The sequence below is a fragment of the Archangium sp. genome (assembly GCF_057119385.1).
Window position 1 is genome coordinate 41,063 of sequence record NZ_DBNGVP010000111.1, and the last position, 17,665, is coordinate 58,727.

13 protein-coding genes are annotated in these 17,665 nt (G+C 68.6%); 6 read left to right on the forward strand and 7 right to left on the reverse strand.

Going from position 1 to position 17,665, the window contains the following annotated elements; all coding sequences use genetic code 11:
* Nucleotides 1–3,516: a methionine synthase gene (gene metH / locus AC16DP_RS26640; protein WP_329734047.1), complete on the reverse strand. Its 3,516-nt coding sequence runs from the start codon at nt 3,514–3,516 to the stop codon at nt 1–3.
* Complete coding sequence (locus tag AC16DP_RS26645) at nt 3,513–4,409, reverse strand: ArsR/SmtB family transcription factor (protein ID WP_329734048.1); 897 nt, start codon at nt 4,407–4,409, stop codon at nt 3,513–3,515. Before AC16DP_RS26645 ends, metH begins: the two co-directional genes overlap by 4 nt.
* A gap of 106 nt (nt 4,410–4,515) precedes the next feature.
* Between AC16DP_RS26645 and AC16DP_RS26650 the strand changes: the two genes are divergently transcribed.
* On the forward strand, nt 4,516–5,391 hold the full coding sequence (locus AC16DP_RS26650; RefSeq protein ID WP_329734049.1) for a patatin-like phospholipase family protein: 876 nt from the start codon (nt 4,516–4,518) through the stop codon (nt 5,389–5,391).
* A gap of 12 nt (nt 5,392–5,403) precedes the next feature.
* On the opposite strand, the gene AC16DP_RS26655 is transcribed toward AC16DP_RS26650, so the two are convergent.
* Genes AC16DP_RS26655 through AC16DP_RS26665 form a run of 3 tightly spaced genes read right to left on the reverse strand, consistent with a single transcriptional unit; the run spans nt 5,404 to nt 7,633 of the window.
* The gene (locus AC16DP_RS26655; RefSeq protein ID WP_329734050.1) at nt 5,404–5,844 is read right to left on the reverse strand and encodes a CoA-binding protein; all 441 of its coding nucleotides are present in this window, start codon (nt 5,842–5,844) and stop codon (nt 5,404–5,406) included.
* Nucleotides 5,841–6,746 (reverse strand): hypothetical protein, encoded by a 906-nt coding sequence (locus tag AC16DP_RS26660; RefSeq protein ID WP_329734051.1) that lies wholly within the window; start codon nt 6,744–6,746, stop codon nt 5,841–5,843. Before AC16DP_RS26660 ends, AC16DP_RS26655 begins: the two co-directional genes overlap by 4 nt.
* Nucleotides 6,747–6,796: 50 nt before the next feature.
* Nucleotides 6,797–7,633: a hypothetical protein gene (locus tag AC16DP_RS26665; RefSeq protein WP_329734052.1), complete on the reverse strand. Its 837-nt coding sequence runs from the start codon at nt 7,631–7,633 to the stop codon at nt 6,797–6,799.
* Between the two features lie 104 nt (nt 7,634–7,737).
* On the opposite strand from AC16DP_RS26665, the gene AC16DP_RS26670 reads away from it, so the two are divergent.
* The gene (locus tag AC16DP_RS26670) at nt 7,738–8,577 is read left to right on the forward strand and encodes a DUF2381 family protein (RefSeq protein ID WP_329734053.1); all 840 of its coding nucleotides are present in this window, start codon (nt 7,738–7,740) and stop codon (nt 8,575–8,577) included.
* On the forward strand, nt 8,574–10,427 hold the full coding sequence (locus tag AC16DP_RS26675) for a serine/threonine protein kinase (protein ID WP_329734054.1): 1,854 nt from the start codon (nt 8,574–8,576) through the stop codon (nt 10,425–10,427). The genes AC16DP_RS26670 and AC16DP_RS26675 overlap by 4 nt, the downstream gene beginning before the upstream one ends.
* 3,405 nt (nt 10,428–13,832) lie before the next feature.
* Here AC16DP_RS26675 and AC16DP_RS26680 read toward each other — a convergent pair.
* Nucleotides 13,833–14,060, reverse strand: a complete 228-nt coding sequence (locus tag AC16DP_RS26680; protein ID WP_329734055.1) for a hypothetical protein — start codon at nt 14,058–14,060, stop codon at nt 13,833–13,835.
* 153 nt (nt 14,061–14,213) lie between these two features.
* On the reverse strand, nt 14,214–14,534 hold the full coding sequence (locus AC16DP_RS26685; protein WP_329734056.1) for a DUF2795 domain-containing protein: 321 nt from the start codon (nt 14,532–14,534) through the stop codon (nt 14,214–14,216).
* A 181-nt stretch (nt 14,535–14,715) separates the two neighbouring features.
* Between AC16DP_RS26685 and AC16DP_RS26690 the strand changes: the two genes are divergently transcribed.
* The 3 genes from AC16DP_RS26690 to AC16DP_RS26700 are packed head-to-tail and all read left to right on the forward strand — an operon-like array spanning nt 14,716 to nt 17,543.
* A complete protein-coding gene (locus AC16DP_RS26690) occupies nt 14,716–16,326 on the forward strand; it encodes a YiiX/YebB-like N1pC/P60 family cysteine hydrolase (RefSeq protein WP_329734057.1) in 1,611 nt (536 codons plus the stop codon).
* A 32-nt stretch (nt 16,327–16,358) separates the two neighbouring features.
* A complete protein-coding gene (locus tag AC16DP_RS26695) occupies nt 16,359–16,637 on the forward strand; it encodes a hypothetical protein (protein ID WP_329734058.1) in 279 nt (92 codons plus the stop codon).
* Nucleotides 16,638–16,688: 51 nt separating this feature from the next.
* Entirely contained in the window at nt 16,689–17,543 is an 855-nt protein-coding gene (locus AC16DP_RS26700; RefSeq protein WP_329734059.1) for a SirB1 family protein, read from the forward strand.
* Nucleotides 17,544–17,665: the final 122 nt, after the last annotated feature.

Genomic DNA, 17,665 nt, shown 5'->3' on the forward strand with positions numbered 1-17,665 from the left:
TCACGACACTGAGAAGTAGTGTGCCTGGGGGTGGTGGAAGACGAGGGCGGAGACGCTGGCCTCGGGCTCCATCATGCAGCCGTCGGTGAGCTGGACGCCGATGTCCTCGGGGCGCAGGGCCTGGAAGAGGAGCGTCTGGTCCTCGAGGCGGGGGCAGGCGGGGTAGCCGAAGGAGTAGCGCTTGCCCTGGTACTCGGCGCGGAAGCGCTCGAGCATCGTCATGTCCGGCTTGTCCGGGAAGCCCCACATGCTGCGCAGCTGGGTGTGGAGCATCTCGGCGTAGGCCTCGGCCGTCTCCAGCGCGAGCGCCTGCACGGCGTGCATCTTCAGGAACTCGCCCTTGGCCTTGTACTCCTCGCTCAGCTCGCGGATGCCCTGGCCGGCCGTCACGACGAACATGGCCAGGTTGTCGCGCGGCTCGCCGTTCACCAGCGGCTGGACGAAGTCGGCCAGGCACAGCCCGTCCGGCTTGTCCTGGCGCGGCAGCTCGAAGACGACGCTGGGCTGGCCCGTCTCGCCGTCGAAGAGGTGGAGGCGGTTGCCCTCGCCACCCGCCTTGAAGAAGCGGAACACGGCCTTGGCCTGCATGCGCCCGCCGCGCAGCGAGCCCTTGATGAGCTCCACCTGCTCCTTGAGCGCGAGCGCCTTGCGGCCCTCCTCCGTCTTCGCCAGCTCCGCCTCGGCGGGGGTGCCCAGCGCGCGCGAGGCCGTGCGCAGGCCCAGGTGACGCCCGTAGAGCATCACCGGGTTGATGAAGCGCCAGAGGGTGTCCAGCGGGGTGTTGGTCAACACGTGCCGCACGTAGTCCGGCGCGGGCGGCACCTGCTCCAGGATGGAGACCTCCTTGCTGCGCGCCGTCACCACCGGAGCGCTGGCCTTGGGCCGGTCCTGGTCCTGCCGCGCGAGCTTCGTGCGGCGCTCGGCCAGCTCGCCCTTGAGCTTCTCGTGGGCCTTGGGATCGACGATCTGCTTGGCCAGCTCCAGGCCGCTCATGGCGTCCTGCGCGTACGCCACCGTGCCGCCCCCGTAGGCCGGCGCGATGTTGCGGTCCACGAAGTTGCGGCTCAGCGCGGCACCGCCCACGAGGATGGGCACGTCCACGCCCTGGCGCTTGAGATCCTCCGCCGTGGCCACCATCTGGTGCGCGCTCTTCACCAGCAGGCCGCTCAGGCCGAGGATGTCCGGGGAGTGCTCGCGCACCGCCTGCACCAGCTGCTCGGGCGGCACCTTGATGCCCAGGTTCACCACCTGGAAGCCGTTGTTGGCGAGGATGATCTCCACCAGGTTCTTGCCGATGTCGTGCACGTCGCCCTTCACCGTGGCCAGGACGATCTTCCCGCGGCTGGCCGCCTGGGCCTTGCTCATCCTCGGCTCCAGGTAGCTCACCGCCGCCTTCATCGACTCGGCGCTCTGAAGCACCTCGGCCACGATCAGCTCGTTGGCGCCGAAGAGCCGGCCCACCTCGTCCATGCCCTTCATCAGCGGGCCGTTGATGATCTCCAGCGGGGCGTACTTCTCCAGCGCCAGCTCCAGGTCCGCCTGGAGGCCGTCACGGCTGCCCTCGATGATGTAGCGCTGCAGCCGCTCCTCCAGCGGCAGCGTGCTCACGTCCGCCTTCTTCGGCTTGCGCTCGCGGAAGTGCGCGGCGAAGGGCGTCACCGGGTCTCCACCCCGGTTGTAGAGCAGGTCCTCGGACAGCTGGCGCTCCTCGGCGGGCAGCGACGGGTAGCGCTCGAGCTTCTCCGAGTTGACGAGCGCCATGTCCAGGCCCGCCTGGACGCAGTGGTAGAGGAACACCGAGTTGAGCACCTCGCGGCCGGCGGTGGGCAGGCCGAAGGACACGTTGGAGATGCCCAGCACCGTCTTGCACTGGGGGAAGCGCTGCTTGATGAGACGCACGCCCTCGATGGTCTCCACCGCGCTGCCCGTGTACTGCGCGTCGCCCGAGGCGCACGGGAAGACGAGCGGATCGAAGTACAGGTCCTCCGCCTTCATGCCGTACTTGCCGGTGAGCAGCGCGAAGGAGCGCTCGGCCACCTCCAGCTTGCGCTGGCGCGTGACGGCCATGCCCTGCTCGTCGATGCAGCCCACCACCAGCGCCGCGCCGAACTCGCGCGCCAGCGGCACCACCTTCTCGAAGCGCTCCTCCCCGTCCTCCAGGTTGACGGAGTTGATGATGGCCTTGCCCTGCGAGTACGTGAGCGCCATGGCGAGCACGCGCTCGTCCGTGGAGTCGATCATCAGGGGCACGCGCACCTTCTTGACGACCACCTCCAGGAAGCGGCGCATGTCCTCGAGCTCGTCCCGGTCCGGGTTGGCCAGGCAGATGTCGATGACCTGCGCGCCCCGCTTCACCTGGGCCCGGGCGATCTCCGAGGCGTCCTCGAGCTGCCCCGCGACGATGAGCTCCTTGAACTTCTTGCTGCCGATGACGTTGGTGCGCTCGCCGACGATGACGGGGCGCTCCTCGTCACGGACCTCCAGGAAGTCCACGCCGGACAGCGTGGAGCGCGGGGGCGGGAGCTGACGGCGGGGCGTGAGGCCCTTCACCGCCTGGGCGATGGCGCTCACGTGGCCGGTGTGCGTGCCACAACAGCCCCCCACCACGTTGAGCCAGCCCTGCTCACAGAAGCGGCGCAGCGAGCGCGCCAGCATCTCGGGGGACTCGAGGTAGTGCCCGTTCTCGTCCGGCAGGCCGGCGTTGGGCACGCACGACACGGGAAAGGGGCTCAGGGCGGCCAGCGAGCGGATGTGGTCCGTCATGAACTCGGGGCCGGTGGCGCAGTTGAGGCCCAGGTAGAGCAGCTCCACGTGCTCCAGCGAGGCCGCGAGCGCCTCCACGGACTGGCCCGCGAGCATGGTGCCCATGGGCTCGATGGTGCCGGACACCGCCACCGGCACCTTCCACCCCAGCTTGCGGAAGGCCCGCTCGCACCCGAGCAGCGCCGCCTTCACGTTGCGCGTGTCCTGGCACGTTTCGATCAGCAGGTAGTCCGAGCCGCCCAGCGCGAGCCCCTCCGCCTGCAGGGCGAAGTTGTCCACCAGCTCCTCGAAGGTGATGCCACCCGTCACGCTGATGGCCTTGGTGGTGGGGCCGATGGAGCCCGCCACCCAGCGCATCCGCCCGTCCTTCGCCTCGGCGGCCTCGGCGGCCTGGAGCGCCAGCTTCGAGGCGGCGATGTTGATCTCCATCGCCTTGTGCGACAGGCCGAACTCGCCCAGCACCAGCGGCGTGCCGCCGAAGCTGTCCGTCTCCGTCACGTCCGCGCCCGAGGCGAAGTAGGCGGCGTGGATGCCCTGGATGACGTCCGGCCGGGTGAGGACGAGGTACTCGTTGCAGCCCTCGTACTCGGCGCCGCCGAAGTCCGCGGCCTTGAGGTTCTGGGCCTGCAGCTGCGTGCCCATGGCGCCATCCAGCACCAGCACGCGCTCGCGCATCGCGGCCCGCAGGGCCTCCACGCGTCGGCCGTGCTGCCCCGGAGGAGGAGGAAGGGGGGCGGGAAGATGGCTGCTCATGACTGTTTGACTCCGGTGAGGAGGAAGACGCGGAAGGGGCTCGCCCCCTCGCGTGCATGCGTTTCGCGCGTGAGGGCGCCAAAGCCCACCTCGCGCAGGGAAGCCTCGAGCGTCTCCGGCGCGAAGCCGAGGTGCCGGTGGCCCAACCGATCCAGCACCCACCGCTCGTCGTGGGGCATCAACTCCAACAGCACCAGCTTGCCCCCGGGCTTGAGGATACGGGCGGCCTCCGACAACACCGCCGGGGGGGACTCCATGTGGTGGAGGCTCTGGGAGATGACCACCAGGTCGCGCTGGCCCGGGGGCAGCGACAGCCGGTGCAGGTCCTCGCGCAGGAAGGTGATGTTGGTGCGGCCCTCGCGGGCGGCGCGCTCGCGGGCCTGCGTCAGCGCGGCCTCGCTCTGGTCGATGGCCCACACCCGCGAGGCCCACCGGGCGATGGCCACCGACAGCACCCCCGTGCCACACCCGAAGTCCGCCACGTCCAGCGCCGGCAGCAGCGAGGCCAGCGCCCCCGCCCACAGGAACCAGGACTGCCCCGGCTCCAGCAGCCGCTCGTTGAGGGCCTGCCGGTCCTCGCGCTGGCGCAGCAGGTCCTCCAGCCGGGCCAGGTCCCCTTCTTCGTCCGCGGCCTCGCGGGCCAGGCGGATGAGGGGCCAGCGCGCGTCCTGGGGCTCCAGCGCGAGCGAGTAGTAGGTGAAGCCCGCCTGCCGCTCCTCGCGGATGAGGCCGAGCCCCTTGAGCTTGCCCAGGTGGTGCGACACCGAGGACTGCGCCACCCCCACCAGGGACACCAGCTCCGACACGTTCAGCGGCGCCCGCGCCGTCAGCCGCAGGATGCGCAAGCGTGTCGGGTCACCCAGGGCCCGGAAGGATTGGGACAGCTCTTCCATATCGGCGAATCAACATACGTCGATGTGACGCGGAAGGCCAGGGAAGTTCGCGAGGGCGACGCGTCGCGTTGCCATGTGGGGAAGCGTCGTCTAGAGACAAACCCCTATGCCCGCCCCCACCCTGAACCAGCTCCTCGAAGGCAAACGTTTCGGACTCGTCCTCTCCGCCGGGTACTTCGGCTTCTATGGACACGCCGGCTTCCTCAAGGGGCTGGCGGCCACGGGGTTGAAGCCCGCGGCGTACGCCGGGACGAGCGCCGGGGGCCTGGTGGCCGCCTACGCCGCCGCCGGGGCGAGCGTGCAGACGATTGAGGAGCTGGTCCTCAAGCAGACGCGGCAGGCGTTCTGGGATCCGGATCCGATTGGAGCGGTGCTCAACGGGTTTCCGAGCGAGGGCCACGGAGCCACGGGCCTGCTCAAGGGCGAGCGCTTCCGCCGGCTGCTGGAGGACACACTGCCGGTGCACGGCTTCGAGGAGCTGCCGCACCCGCTGCTGCTGGTGAGCGCGAACCTGACGCAGGGGACGCACGAGGTGTTCACCTCGGGCGAGCTGGCGCCGCGGGTGCACGCGACGTGCGCCTACCCGGGCCTGTTCCGCGCGGTGCGGCTGGGGAGGGACCTGTACTGGGACGGAGGCCTGGTGGACAAGGCGCCCGCGCTGGCGATGCGGGAGAGCAGCTTCGGGAAGGACCTGGACGCCATCCTCGTGCACTACCTGCCGAGCCGCACGCGCAAGATGCTGGGAGGCCCCATGGCGTACGCGCAGGGCATCGCGGCGGGCTCGGCGGCGCTGAGGCAGGACCACTTCCGGCTGCAGCTGTCGTTGCTGAAGGAGCGCAACGTGCCCGTCTACGTGGTGGTGTCCAACCTGCCGCCGGTGTCGCCGTCGCGGATGGAGCGCGGCTTCGATGCCCTGCACCAGGCGAAGCTCAGCGCCGAGCGCGCCATCGCCCGGCCGCCCGTGCCCTTCGAGCACGCCTGACGCACGCGGAGCTCAGCGCCCGTAGCGGCGGTGGTCCACCATGAGGCAGCGGTCCTGCACCACCTGGATGCCGGCCCGGGCCAGCTTCTCGGCCGCCGCGTCGTTGCGGATGCCGGACTGGAACCAGACGGCCCTGGGCTTCTTGGCGAGGATGTCGTCCACGTGCTGGTCGATGTCCTGGGGCCGCCGGAACACGTCCACCAGGTCGAGCTCGCCCGGGATGTCCACCAGCCGCCGGAACACCGGCTTGCCGAGGATGTGCGTCACGTCCGGGTAGTAGACGGGCACCGGCACCACCTCCACGCCCGCGCCCGCCAGGTACTGCGGCACGTAGAAGGCCGGCTGGCCCTGCTGCTGCTCCGTCTTGATGCCCAGCACCGCCACGCGCTTGCTGGCCTGCACCACCGCGCGAATGCCCGCCTCGTCCTCGATGAGGTTCTGCTCGTAGCTCATCTCCGCTCCTCCTCGGGCGCCTGCGGCGACTCCAGCTGCGACTTCGCCGCCCACGTCCAGGTCTCTCCGTCCAACGTCGCCCGCAAGGTGAGCCCGCGCCGTATCGGGAGGAAACGGCCTCTTCCGAGCAACTGTTCTCCCTCGCACTGAACCCCCGGCGTCAGCTCCGGGTTCCCCGCCTGGCTCAACGCCTCGAGCACCTGGGGGGAGGCGTCCGCTCCGGGAGCCTCCAGGCAGCGCAGGGAGAACAGCATCGCCTCGCCGTGCCCGGTGGGCACCGTCCCGCTGAAGGTGCGCTCCAGGAGGTACGTCACCTCGCGCCCGCCCAGGGGCACCGTGCCCACCACGTAGGAGCGTGCACCCGGCTCCCAGGCGCGTCCGTAGAGGCCGCCGTACTTCACGTCCCACTCGGCCCGGGTTCGGTTCTCCAGGGCCTCCGGGGCGAAGAAGCCCTCCAGCGGAGAGATGTCCTGCCCCGCCGGGGCCACCGCCGCGAGCGCCGCCAGCGCGGCCTCGGGCTCCACCAGACTCACGAAGGTTCCGTCCCCCGCGAGCCGCACGCGCAGGGGGAAGCGCGTGAGGACGTCATCCACCAACGTCTCCACCGGGGTGCCGTCTCGCGTGTAGCGCGCCTGCGTCACCCGCTGCGTGAGGAGCCAGCCGCCCTGCTCCGGGGTGAAGCGCGTCACGGTGGTCAGCTCCGCCTCCTGCGTGCTCAGGGCGCCGCTCCGTCCCACGGTGCTCTTCAAGGACTCGGTGAGGACCGTGTCAGCCGGAGGGCGGAACTCGAGCCGCGGGGAAGGCGGCGCACCCGTCTTGGGCACCAGCGAGGGAACGTTGCGGCTGCAGGCGCTGGCCAGGGCCACGAGGAGCAGCAGGACGCTCGAACGGAGAAGGCGCATGACGGCCACGCACGCTGGCAGAAAGCACCCGGGCTCGCGAGCGGTTCGTTTTACGGCGCGCGGGTGTCCAGTTCCCGTCGCGTGGGGATACGGATCAACCAGCGCATCTTCCGGCGACGATTGTAGCCCACGGAGTAAAGCTCGTTCCCAATGGAAACCACTGCTGGAGGCGGAGGCTCGGGTTGAGTCGCCAACCAGTTGTCCGCCTCCTCGCGGGTTGTGAAGGACTCGAGAGGCGGTGAGGTCCTGGCGGAGCGAAGACTCTCCAGGTACTCCTCGAAGCCATACTCCTCGCCCACGCGCATCACGAAGTCGAAGGAGATCTTGGCGGTCCTGATGGCCTCGAGATCCTCGGGTGAGGACATCCGCTTCTCCATCTGATGGAGGTCGTAGCAGGTTCTCTCGTAGAGCTTGAAGAGGCTGAACTTCGCGCCAGGGCTCGGTTTGGGTGGCTCCGGTGCGTTCTCGACTTCTTGCTCGGCCTCTTCCCCAGCCTCATCCACCTGCGTCACTTCCTCTGGGTGCGGAAGGAGGAGCAACTTCCGGTGGTGGAGAGCGCGTGCGTCAACGACGGTATAGAAGTCGTTCGCTGCCCTGACGAGGGCGCCGTGAGGCGGGGCAGGATGATTCAGCAGCCAGGTTTCCGCTGCCTCCTGGGTGGTGAACGACAGGAGGGGCGTCACGGGGGCGGTGTCGAAGCTCTCCACGAACGCCGCGAATTCACCTGTCTCGCCCCTGCCCTGGATGAAATACAGCGTGGTCCTGCACGCCTCGAGGGCGTCGACCTGGTCCGAGGTAGCGGCATGCCGTTCCACCTCGTGGAGCCGTGCCAGGGTCATCGTGATGAGATCGGTGACGCCCGTGACCGGGACCCGTTGGAACGCCATGACCTCATGAGTACTCCAAACCGAGGCAACGGCGGAAGTGGGTTTCTTCTTGCCCCCAGGAAAGCGCCTCCCCTACCCTGCGCGCCTGCCCTGTGAGTGCTCGCGTGCGCCCTGGTTCCTGGCTCCTCCTCGTCCTGTCGATCCTGCTCTCCGTCCCGGCCGCCGCACAGGTCCGGTTGAACTCGCCGTGGATCCGCCGGCGAATGCTCGTGCTCCCCCTCCATCCCGGGCAGGTGCCGCCGCTGGAGCTCCAGGTGCGCACGGGGGTGGCCTCGCTCCTCCTGTTCGAAGCACCCCTGAAGCCCGGAGCCGTGGCGCTCCCCGAGGAAGAGAAACGCCTCCAGTTCGTACCGATGGACGACGGCTCGCTGATCATCGTCCCCATCACGGACCTGCCCGAGGGGACGCAGGTGCCCCTCTCCGTGGAGACCGGGCCTGGAACCGAGCCGCTCCGTTTCGTGCTCGTCACACGGCCAGACTCGGTGGATCTCCAGGTGCGCGTGGTGAAGGGCGAGCCCTCCGCCGATGAGGCCGCCGTGTCGGCGCTGGCCAGGAGCCTCCTGTCCACCTCCGACGGCCGCGCCACGCTCGCCGTCCCCCAGCGCACGGTGGACCTCGAGACACGCGCCTCGCGGGGAGAGGCCGAGTCCGTGCTCTGGATGGAGCGGCGCTTCTTCGCCACGGTGGCCCTGCGCAGCCGCAAGAAGGGCGCCTCCCCGTGGAGCCTGGTCCAGGCGCGCCTGCGGGCGACGCTCGTGGACGGCGTCCTCCTGGAGTGGCCCGCCCACCTGCTCTCGGGAGAGGCGGGGCCGATACGTCAGCGCCACATCCTGACGGGTGTCCTCCCGGAGGGAGCCTCGCGGCTGGAACTGGCGCTGGACGGAGAGGACTCGCCTGGGACCTTCCAACCCCTTCCCCTCGAAGAAGCGCGGACGCCCCCATGAGCCCGCCACTGCATCCCCACCAGCTTCGCCCGGGGCACCACCTCCGGGACTTCCTCATCGTGCGCCGGTTGGGCGTCGGGGGGTTCTCCTTCGTCTTCCTGGTGGAGCGCGGGGGACGCCGCTGTTCATTGAAGATGGCGGCCCGGCCCGCCTCGAAGGAGGACGAGGATCGGGTCGACGACTGGATGCGCCGTGAGGTGGCCTCCCTGGAGCACCTGGAGCATCCCCACCTGTTGCCGGTGCTCGAGCGGGGCCGGTGGCCCGACCCGGAGGAGGGCTACGCCTATTTCGTCACTCCCCATGTCTCCGGACGCACCTTCCACGACTGGCGCTGGCGCGAGCGCGCCCCGCTGTATCGCGCCGTGGGCGAGCTGTGCGGGCTGTTGAAGACGCTCGAGGTGCTGCACGCACGCGGCATCTGCCACCGGGACGTGAAGGCGGAGAACCTGCTGGTGCGAGAGGGAGATGACGCCCTCTTCCTCATCGACTTCGGGACGGTCCACCTGCCGTGTGCGAGCGCGCTGACGGACGGGCTCGCGCCGGGGACGCTCCATTGTCAGCCCCCCGAGGCCGTCCTCTTCCTGGCGTCCCTGCTCTCGGCGGACGCGCCCCGGGACGCGCGGCTGGAGGCCCGTCCCACGGCGGACCTCTATGCCGTGGGCGTGTTGTTGTACGAAACCCTCACCAACTGCCGCCCCTTCAGCACCCGGGTGCCCTTGGAGCAATTGCTGGCGGCCATTGCCTCCACGCCGCCCCTGGAGCCCGGGTTGCTCGCGCCCGGTGCCCCCGCGTCATTGTGCGGACTGACCCTGCGCCTGCTGGCGAAGGACCCTACCCAGCGTCCTCCGAGCGCCCGGGCCGTCCGCGAGGAGTTGGAGCGGCTGCTCGGGGAAGAGGGACACACCGCGCCCTGGCGGACTCCGGCGCAGCGCCCCTCCGAGTGCGCGCGGGTACGGGAGCTGTTCCCGGGGGTAGACCTGCTGGAGGAGCCACGGGAGGAACTCGCGGAACCAGAGCCCTCCGGCCCTCCCCGGGAGAACGCTCCACCTGCTCGCACGGGGAGGAGGGGCAAGCGGCTGCGGCGTCTGGCCGCGCTGGCCCTCGGGATGGGAGTGCTCGGGATAGGGTGGATGCAGCTCCGCACGGAGCCCACCGCACCGGTCACTCCGGCGCATTCCGAGAAAGGAACACCGCCCATGCCGCCTCTCGCCACCGAAGCACCCGATACCTCCTCCATGCCGCCTCAGACGGGCTCGCACAGGTGCGCGCTGCTCACCAGCATTCTGGGAGCGGTCACCGCGCAACTGATCGGGTGCGCCACCACTCCCGTGCGGCCCGACCCCATCGGCTACCTCGCGAGCTGCGCCCCCGAGGCTCGTGCCACCCCTGTGAAGCTGGGCATCAAGCCCGACGAGCAGGGCTCCTTCATCGATCCGGAATCAGGCACTCCCGTGTCGGATGAATCCATCGAGGATGGAGGCGCCCTCAACCTCAAACCGGGTCCCATCAGTGCGTCCATGTTCGTGGAGATGAACGGCCAGGAGCTGTACCTGAAGATCACCGGCGAGGCGGTGACGATGCCCCACCGCGTCTACATCCAGTTCGACCGTCTCTACCTGTCGGACGGCACCACGTATCCCATCTGTGGCGTGGCCGTGGATGGCAAGCACCAGTACGGAATCCCCACGTACGCGAAGCTGCCCATGCATGGCGCCAAGGTGGACCCGGCGCGGGTGGACAAGAGCCCGGGCAGTGTGGTGCTCAATGATCCGCGCTTCGAGACGGTGTTGCAGGGACCCGAGGGCTACTACATGCCCCGCGTCAGCATGGCTCCGCCGGACTGGCGCTGAGCGGCTGGGCCCATGCCGAGGCAGCGGCGCTCCGCGCGCCGCGTGTCTCCGGAAGGGACACATGAATCCGAGAGCTGCTCACTTGCCGAAGTCGGGTATACAAAACCCGGGTTCGCTCTCGGAGAATCCGACACACTTGTCCCTCGGCCCACAGGAGCCCGGTGCGTCCGAGCATTGTCGCAGGCAGCGGCCTCTCATGCACGAAGAGCCATTGGGGCACGGTTGCGACTGGGAATCGCAGGCAAGCAGGCACTGCATCCGCACCTCATTTCGTGACGCTCGAGCCGAGATTTCGCATTGTTGACCTACCGGGCAGGGCTCGAGCTGACAATCTGGCCCATGCACCCGTGCGCAAATCGATACGCCGTGCTCCAATGCCACGCACCGCTGCCCCTCGGGGCAGGAGCGCCCCTCACACGTCGGCAGACATACGGAGCCCTTCGCATCCGCGGCATGACAGTATTGGCCCTCCGGACAACTCCGAGGCTCCTGAAGCTGGCAGGGACGGCGGCACTTCCTGTGGGTACACACCAGTCCTGGCGCGCACGCCATGCTCCGGGAGATGGGCAATTCCATGCACAACTTCCCCTCCGCCTCCTCACCGGGAGCACCACAAAGGCGCACCACGCGGTCACCCGCTGCGATGGAGTAGCAGGAAAGGCCCTGGCTGCAGTCCGCGTCTGTCGCGCAGGTGCTCGCCACACAGGCATGTTTCAGCATGAGCTGGCCGCGCAGGCAGACGAGCGGAGCGTCGCAGTCCTCATTCTTTTCGCAGGACCGCTCAAAGGTGAGCAACCGTCTTGTCTCGTCTGGAGGGAGCATGGGGACGAGTCTGCTCCCCTGCTTGTGCGCGACAGCGGCCCCATCCGAGCCGACCAGCAACAGCCTGTTCAAAACCCACATCAACGGGACCAGCAGCAGAAGGCCCGACCCAACGGCAAGCCACGCCCGCCACTTCACTTCCAGCCTCTCTTCTCCATCTCCTGCCTGCAGGCCTCCATGCAGTCATCGTAGTCGTCAGGCCCACACACGACATCGACGGCCGCAGGGCGGCAACGGTCACGGACCAGTCCGTTGAGCTGGTCCTTGAGGAGGGCTTGATGAAGGACTCCCGCATCTCCCCCCACCGGGCACCCTGTCTCCAGCGCCACCAACAATCCCCATGCCAACAGGTACGCGCGATTCATCGGACCACTCCCGGCCAAACCCCTTGGAGCCGTGAAGCATAGAGGCCGCAAGCCAGACGAGTCCACCCCAATGGTCAGACCGAGCACGTGTGAGCAGCCCCACTCCAATCGGGCGCCGGGCACCTCATGGCTCGACGTCGAAGATACACACGCCTGGGGCGCGCTCCGAGAATCCCGCGCACACCTCCATTGGACCGCACGAGCCAGGTGCATCCGAGGTGCAGCGCTGGCGGCACCTGCCCCCGATACACGACAAGCCCTCGGGGCATGAAGGTCCCTGCTTGTCACAAGGAAGCGCGCACTTCATCCATACCTGCCCCTGCGCCTTCCCGGCCGAGACGTCGCATACCTGATCCGCTGGACAGGGATTGAGCTGGCAATCCGTTCCATGCACCCGCGCGCACACTGAAACGCCATGGTTCAGCGCCACGCATCGTTCACCCCCGGCACAGGTCCGTCCCTCACAGGCCGGCAGACACACGGGGCCCTTCACATCCGCGGCACGGCAGAAATAGCCAGCGGGACAGCCCTGGGGCGCCTGCGGCGGACAGGGGCGGCGGCATCTCATCTGGGTACACACCAGACCCGGAGCGCACGCCCAGCTCCGCTCACGAGGGAGCTCCGTGCAGAACTCCCCCTCCGCGACTTCACCTGGCGCGCCACACATGCGCACCACGCGCTCGCCCACTGCGACGGAATAGCAGGAAAGGCCGCTGCCACAGTCCGCATCCGTTGCACAGGTGCTCGCCACGCAGGCCATCTTCCACTTCAACTGGCGAAGGCAGACGAGCGGAGCCTCGCAATCCTCATTCCCCGCACAAGACCTCGCGAAGGTGAGTAATCGGCTCGTCTCGTCCGGCGGAAGCATGGGGACGAGTCTGATCGCCTCATCTCTCGCAACGGGCACCTTCAGCTCACCGACCAGCAACCTGCTCGAGACCCAGATCAGTGGGAGCGGGAGCAGAAACGCCAGCAGGACAGCAAGCCGGGCGCGCCACTTCATTTCCGGTCCCTCTTGTTCATCTTATCGATGCATGCCGCCATGCAGTCATTGTATAACTCGTCCCCACACCGCTCCTGGATGTCCGCGGGTTGGCAACCGTCATGAGACAGTTCATTGGCGAGGTCCATGAGCATGGCCCGACGCAGCACTCCCGCCTCACCGCCCACGGGACACCCTGTCCCAAGCATCAGCATCCATGCAACCCCGTAGACGCGGTTCATCACCCTGCCCTCTCGAGCCCGAAGAAACCCGGAGCATACACCGCGAACTTCAAGAAAAGCCATCGCATGCCGGGAAAAACACCGCCGTGCCTGCCATGAAGCGATGCGCACGCGCATCACTCGTCGAGGTCGAGCATGCACAACCCGGGGTGATCCTCCCGTAGACCGGCGCATTCCTCCAGCGGCCCGCAGGCGCCCGGCGCATCCGAGGTGCATCGTTGGATGCATTGACCATTCAGGCACGAGAAGCCCTCGGGACATGAGCCTGACTGGGAATCACATTCAAGCAGACACCTCATCTTCACGGCATTTCGTGCTTCTCGAGCCGCAACATCGCACACCTGCCCCGCTGGACAGGGATTGAGCTGGCAATCCGTTCCATGGACCCGCGCGCAAATCGAGACCCCATGCTCCAGAGCGACGCATCGCTGCCCATCGGGGCAGGAACGCCCTTCGCAGGTCGGCAGACACACGGAGCCCTTCACATCCGCGGCGTGACAGGAATAACCCCGCGGGCAACTCCCTGGAGTCTCGGGTTGGCAGGGGCGGCGGCAAGACTTGTGCGTACAAACCAGGTCCGGCGCACATGCCATGTGACGAAAGCGGGGCAGTTCCATGCAGAACTCCCCTTCCGCGACCTCACCTGGCGCACCACAGAGGCGCACCACGCGTTCACCCGCTGCGATCGAGTAGCAGGAGAGGCCCTGGCCGCAGTCCGCATCCGTCGCGCAGGTGCTCGCCACACAGGCCTTCTTCAACATGAATTGATCGCGAAGACAGGCGAGCGGAGCGTCGCAGTCTTCATTCTTTTCGCAGGACCGCTTGAAGGTGAGCAACCGGCCCGTTTCGTCCGGTGGAAGAATGGGCACGAGCTTGCTGCCATGCTCGTACGTGACGGGCACATCCAATCCGCCAAGCAGCAGCCTGCTCGTGGCCCACATCAATGGGACTGGAAGCAGAAGGCCCAACGCCATGGCGAGCCACGCACGCCACCTCATTTCCAGCCTCTCTTCTCCCTCGCACTCAGGCAATCCGCCATGCACTCCTTGAACCTGGGTCCACACGCGGCTCGGAGCTCTTCCTCCGGGCAGTTGTCATGGGCCATCTCCTCGATCAGGTCCTTGAGCATGGCCTGACGCAGCACTCCCGCCTCACCGCCCACGGGGCACCCTGTCCCAAGCATCAGCACCAGCAGCCCTGCCGTCACGCGCACGCGGTTCATGCCCTGGCCCCCTGAGCCCGAAGGAACCCGGAGCCTACACAGCGGGCCGCGAGAGAAGCCATCACACGCCGGAAAACCACAGCGCCCGCGAGGACCGGCCTCTGGTGGCCGGCGCCCGCGAGCGCCTCGGCTGCTCAACACGGTCACCCGTGACTACGGATGCCGCTGGTTCCCATCCGGGGCGTTCTCCACCAGGTCCCGGCCGATGTTGCGCCGATCCCGATCCACCCCATCATCGTCGTAGTTGCGGCCTCCCAACGCGAAACGCCGCGCCGCCTCCGCCAGGTCTCTCATCACATCCTCGCGCGACGGGTACTCCTCCCGCGGCAGCGACTTGAGCACGTTGATGATGTCCGTGTACGCGCCGTTGTCCTCCGCTGCCGCGACGATCTGCTCGCGCGTGGCCGGGTAGTCCACGGAGTCCAGGTGGGGCGTGATGGAGAGTGCCGGGTTCTCCGCAAATCCGAATGCCATCTCGTGTCCTGTGCCTTTCCGCCCGGGCTTCCCTCTCCGCTCCCCGGGCCTCGGCTTCAAGCTGTGGACGGAATGTCTGGCGGGCTACCTCCTCCCCGCCCCCTCGTCCGTGTCTCCCGGGCAGCCTTCCGGCCAGGGCCAGGGTAGACTGCCGCTCCCCAGACATCCTCCGGGACTCCCGATGCTCCTCACCCCCCTGCTCGTCACCTGGCTGGCCCTCACTCCGCCTCCCGCCGCTCCCCCGCCCGCTCCCCAGGCTCCCGCGGCTCCGTCCTCCGACTCCGACGCCACCAGCGTCTACTCGCTCGACGACGGCGCCTTCGTGGACCAGGCGCTGAAGGACCTCGAGGCCCTCGAGCGCCACGCCCGGGGTCTGCGCGCCCTGCAGGAGCAGATTGCGAAGACGCGCGGCCTCTACACGCGCAAGCAGGACATCCCCTACACGCCGGACGAGAAGCGCACCCTGCTCACCACCTGGGCGGCCTTCTCCGACTACTTCGCCTCGCTCGAGCTCATCCGCCAGCGCTACTGGGACTTCGTCAAGCAGCCCTCCCCCACCCGGCCGGCGAAGCACGCCTGGGGCTTCCTGCTCACCCACGGCGCGCTCACCACGCAGCTGGCCCACGGGCTCACGTACGCGGAGCTCACCGGCGGCCGCAAGCAGCTCGAGGTCCTCCTGGACGAGCCCTCCGAGGAGTACGGCCTGCCCGCGCGCACCTTCGCCCGCTTCAAGGAGAAGGCCATCCACGTCTCCACCACCACCCAGCTCATGACGGGCGACACCTACGCCGGGCAGCTCCGGCCCCTGCTCAAGAAGACGGGCATCCTCAACGTGCGCCGCGCCGTGTGGCTCCTCCAGGAGATGCGGCTCAACTCCCAGGCCGCCCGGGGCAAGCTGCTCGAGCGCGGCCCCACCCTCTTCGCCAAGGCCGGCGCGGACGTGCTCAAGGACTTCACCGCCAGCGCCGTCTTCCCCGTGCAGCGCTCGGTGGCCGAGTGGATGGGCGACACCCGCGTCAAGCGCATCGGCCAGCCCCTCATCCGCCGCGAGCAGGCGCTCGCCCTCCTGGCCCACATGCAGCCGGGCGACATCCTCGTGGCCCGGCAGAACTGGTACCTCTCCAACATCGGCCTGCCCGGCTTCTGGCCCCATGCCGAGCTCTACGTGGGCACGCCCCAGGACTGGGCCACCTTCCTCGATGGCGACCCCGGCGTGCGCGACTGGCTCAAGACGCTGCCCGGCGCCCCCCAGACGCTCGCCCAGCACCTGGCGCGCGAGTACCCCGCCAGGTGGGCCTCCTACACCGCCCCGGACGGCCACGGCGACGCCATCCGCATCATCGAGTCCATCAGCGAGGGCGTCTCCTTCACCGGCCCCGAGCACGGCATGCACGTGGACTACCTCGGCGTCCTGCGCCCACGCCTGGCCCCCGTGGAGAAGGCCCGCGCCATCGCCCGCGCCTTCCACCTCCAGGGCCGGCCCTACGACTTCAACTTCGACTTCTTCTCCGACTCCACCCTCGTGTGCACCGAGCTCGTCTACAAGTCCTATGCCCCCTCCCAGGACATGCGGGGCGTGCGCATCGGCCTGGTGGACGTGGCCGGCCGCCGCACCCTGCCCGCCAACGAAATCGTCCGCCTCTTCGACTCCGAGTACGGCCAGCCCGGCCAGCAGCTCGATTTCGTTGCGTTCCTCGACGGCCGCGAGCAGGAGCGGGATGCGGTCCAGGGCGATATAGAGTCCTTCCGCCGCACCTGGCGCCGGGTGAAGTGGGACATCGCCCAGCAGTAGCCGAGACTCCAGGAGAGAGACGAAGGAGCCCCATGACGGAAGAGAGCGGACTCGAGATGCTGGAGATTGCCGGCAAGCTCTTCGAGCGGATGATTTCCCAGCAGCAGGCCAAGGTCCTCCGCCTGGCCCGCGAGGTGGTGCCCAACATCACCCCCGAGGAGCTGCGCAATCCCCACGACTTCCCGCAACTCAAGGAACACCCGACTTTCGAATTCGAAGATGGTCTCCTTTCGGGACTCATCTCCGCCCAGGTGGCGATGCGGGCGGAGCTCAAGGGCCGGCTGTTGCCCCCCGAACCCCCCAGGAGCTGACTGCCTGCCTGCCTTTGCCGTTCCCTCTTGCCTGGGTTAGTCCTTCCCGCCGTGAGCATCACCTCGACCTTGAGCCCGCCGGTATCCCGCGAACGCCTCCTCTCCGCGCTCGCGGCGGATCCGCCGCGGTTGGATCTGGCGGCGCTGGCCATCGCGACGCTCAACCGGCCGGAGCTGGACGCCTCGGCGTACCTGCACACCCTGGACGCGCTGGCGGCCCGGGTGCAGCTGGAGATGGAGCGGCACACCGGCCATGGCGAGGTGCTCGCCGGCCTCACCGCGCTGCGTCACGTGCTCGCGGACATCGAGGGCTTCCGAGGCAACGAGGAGGACTACCAGGCGCCGGAGAACAGCTTCCTGGACCAGGTGCTGGAGCGGAAGGTGGGCCTGCCCATCACCCTCTCCGTGGTGTACCTGGAGGTGGCGCGGCGCGCGGGCATTCCCCTCTACGGCGTGCCCTTCCCCGGGCACTTCCTGGTGGCCTGCAGCGCGGGGGACCACAAGCTGGTGGTGGACCCGTTCCACGGCGGGGAGATCCTCACCGAGGAGGGCTGCAAGGAGCTGCTGGAGCGCGTGGCGCCGCAGCTGCGCTTCAACCCCTCCATGCTGGCCCCGGCGCCGGTGGAGCTCATCACCTACCGGATGCTGTCCAACCTGCGCCGGGTGTACCTGGAGCGCGACGAGAGCGAGCGGGGCCTGGCGGTGGTGGACCTGCTGCTGATGCTGGCCCCCAACCATCCAGGCGAGCTGCGCACGCGGGCGGCCCTGCTCGCCAACCTGGGGGCCTACCGGGCGGCCCTCAAGGACGTGGAGCGCTGCCTGGAGCTGTCGCCCGAGGCGCCGGACCGGGCTCGGCTGGAGTTGACGGCCCGGGAGTTGCGCGAGCGCGCCGAGCTGTTGAACTGAAGGGCAGTCGATAAATCGCTCGCCAGCGGTGGAGCCAGAGGGGGCTGGATCAGGAGCCGCCGGGGGGAAGGAGCGAACCCAGCGCTCATGCGGTAGTGCGAAGCAGAGCCAGGCCGGTGTTC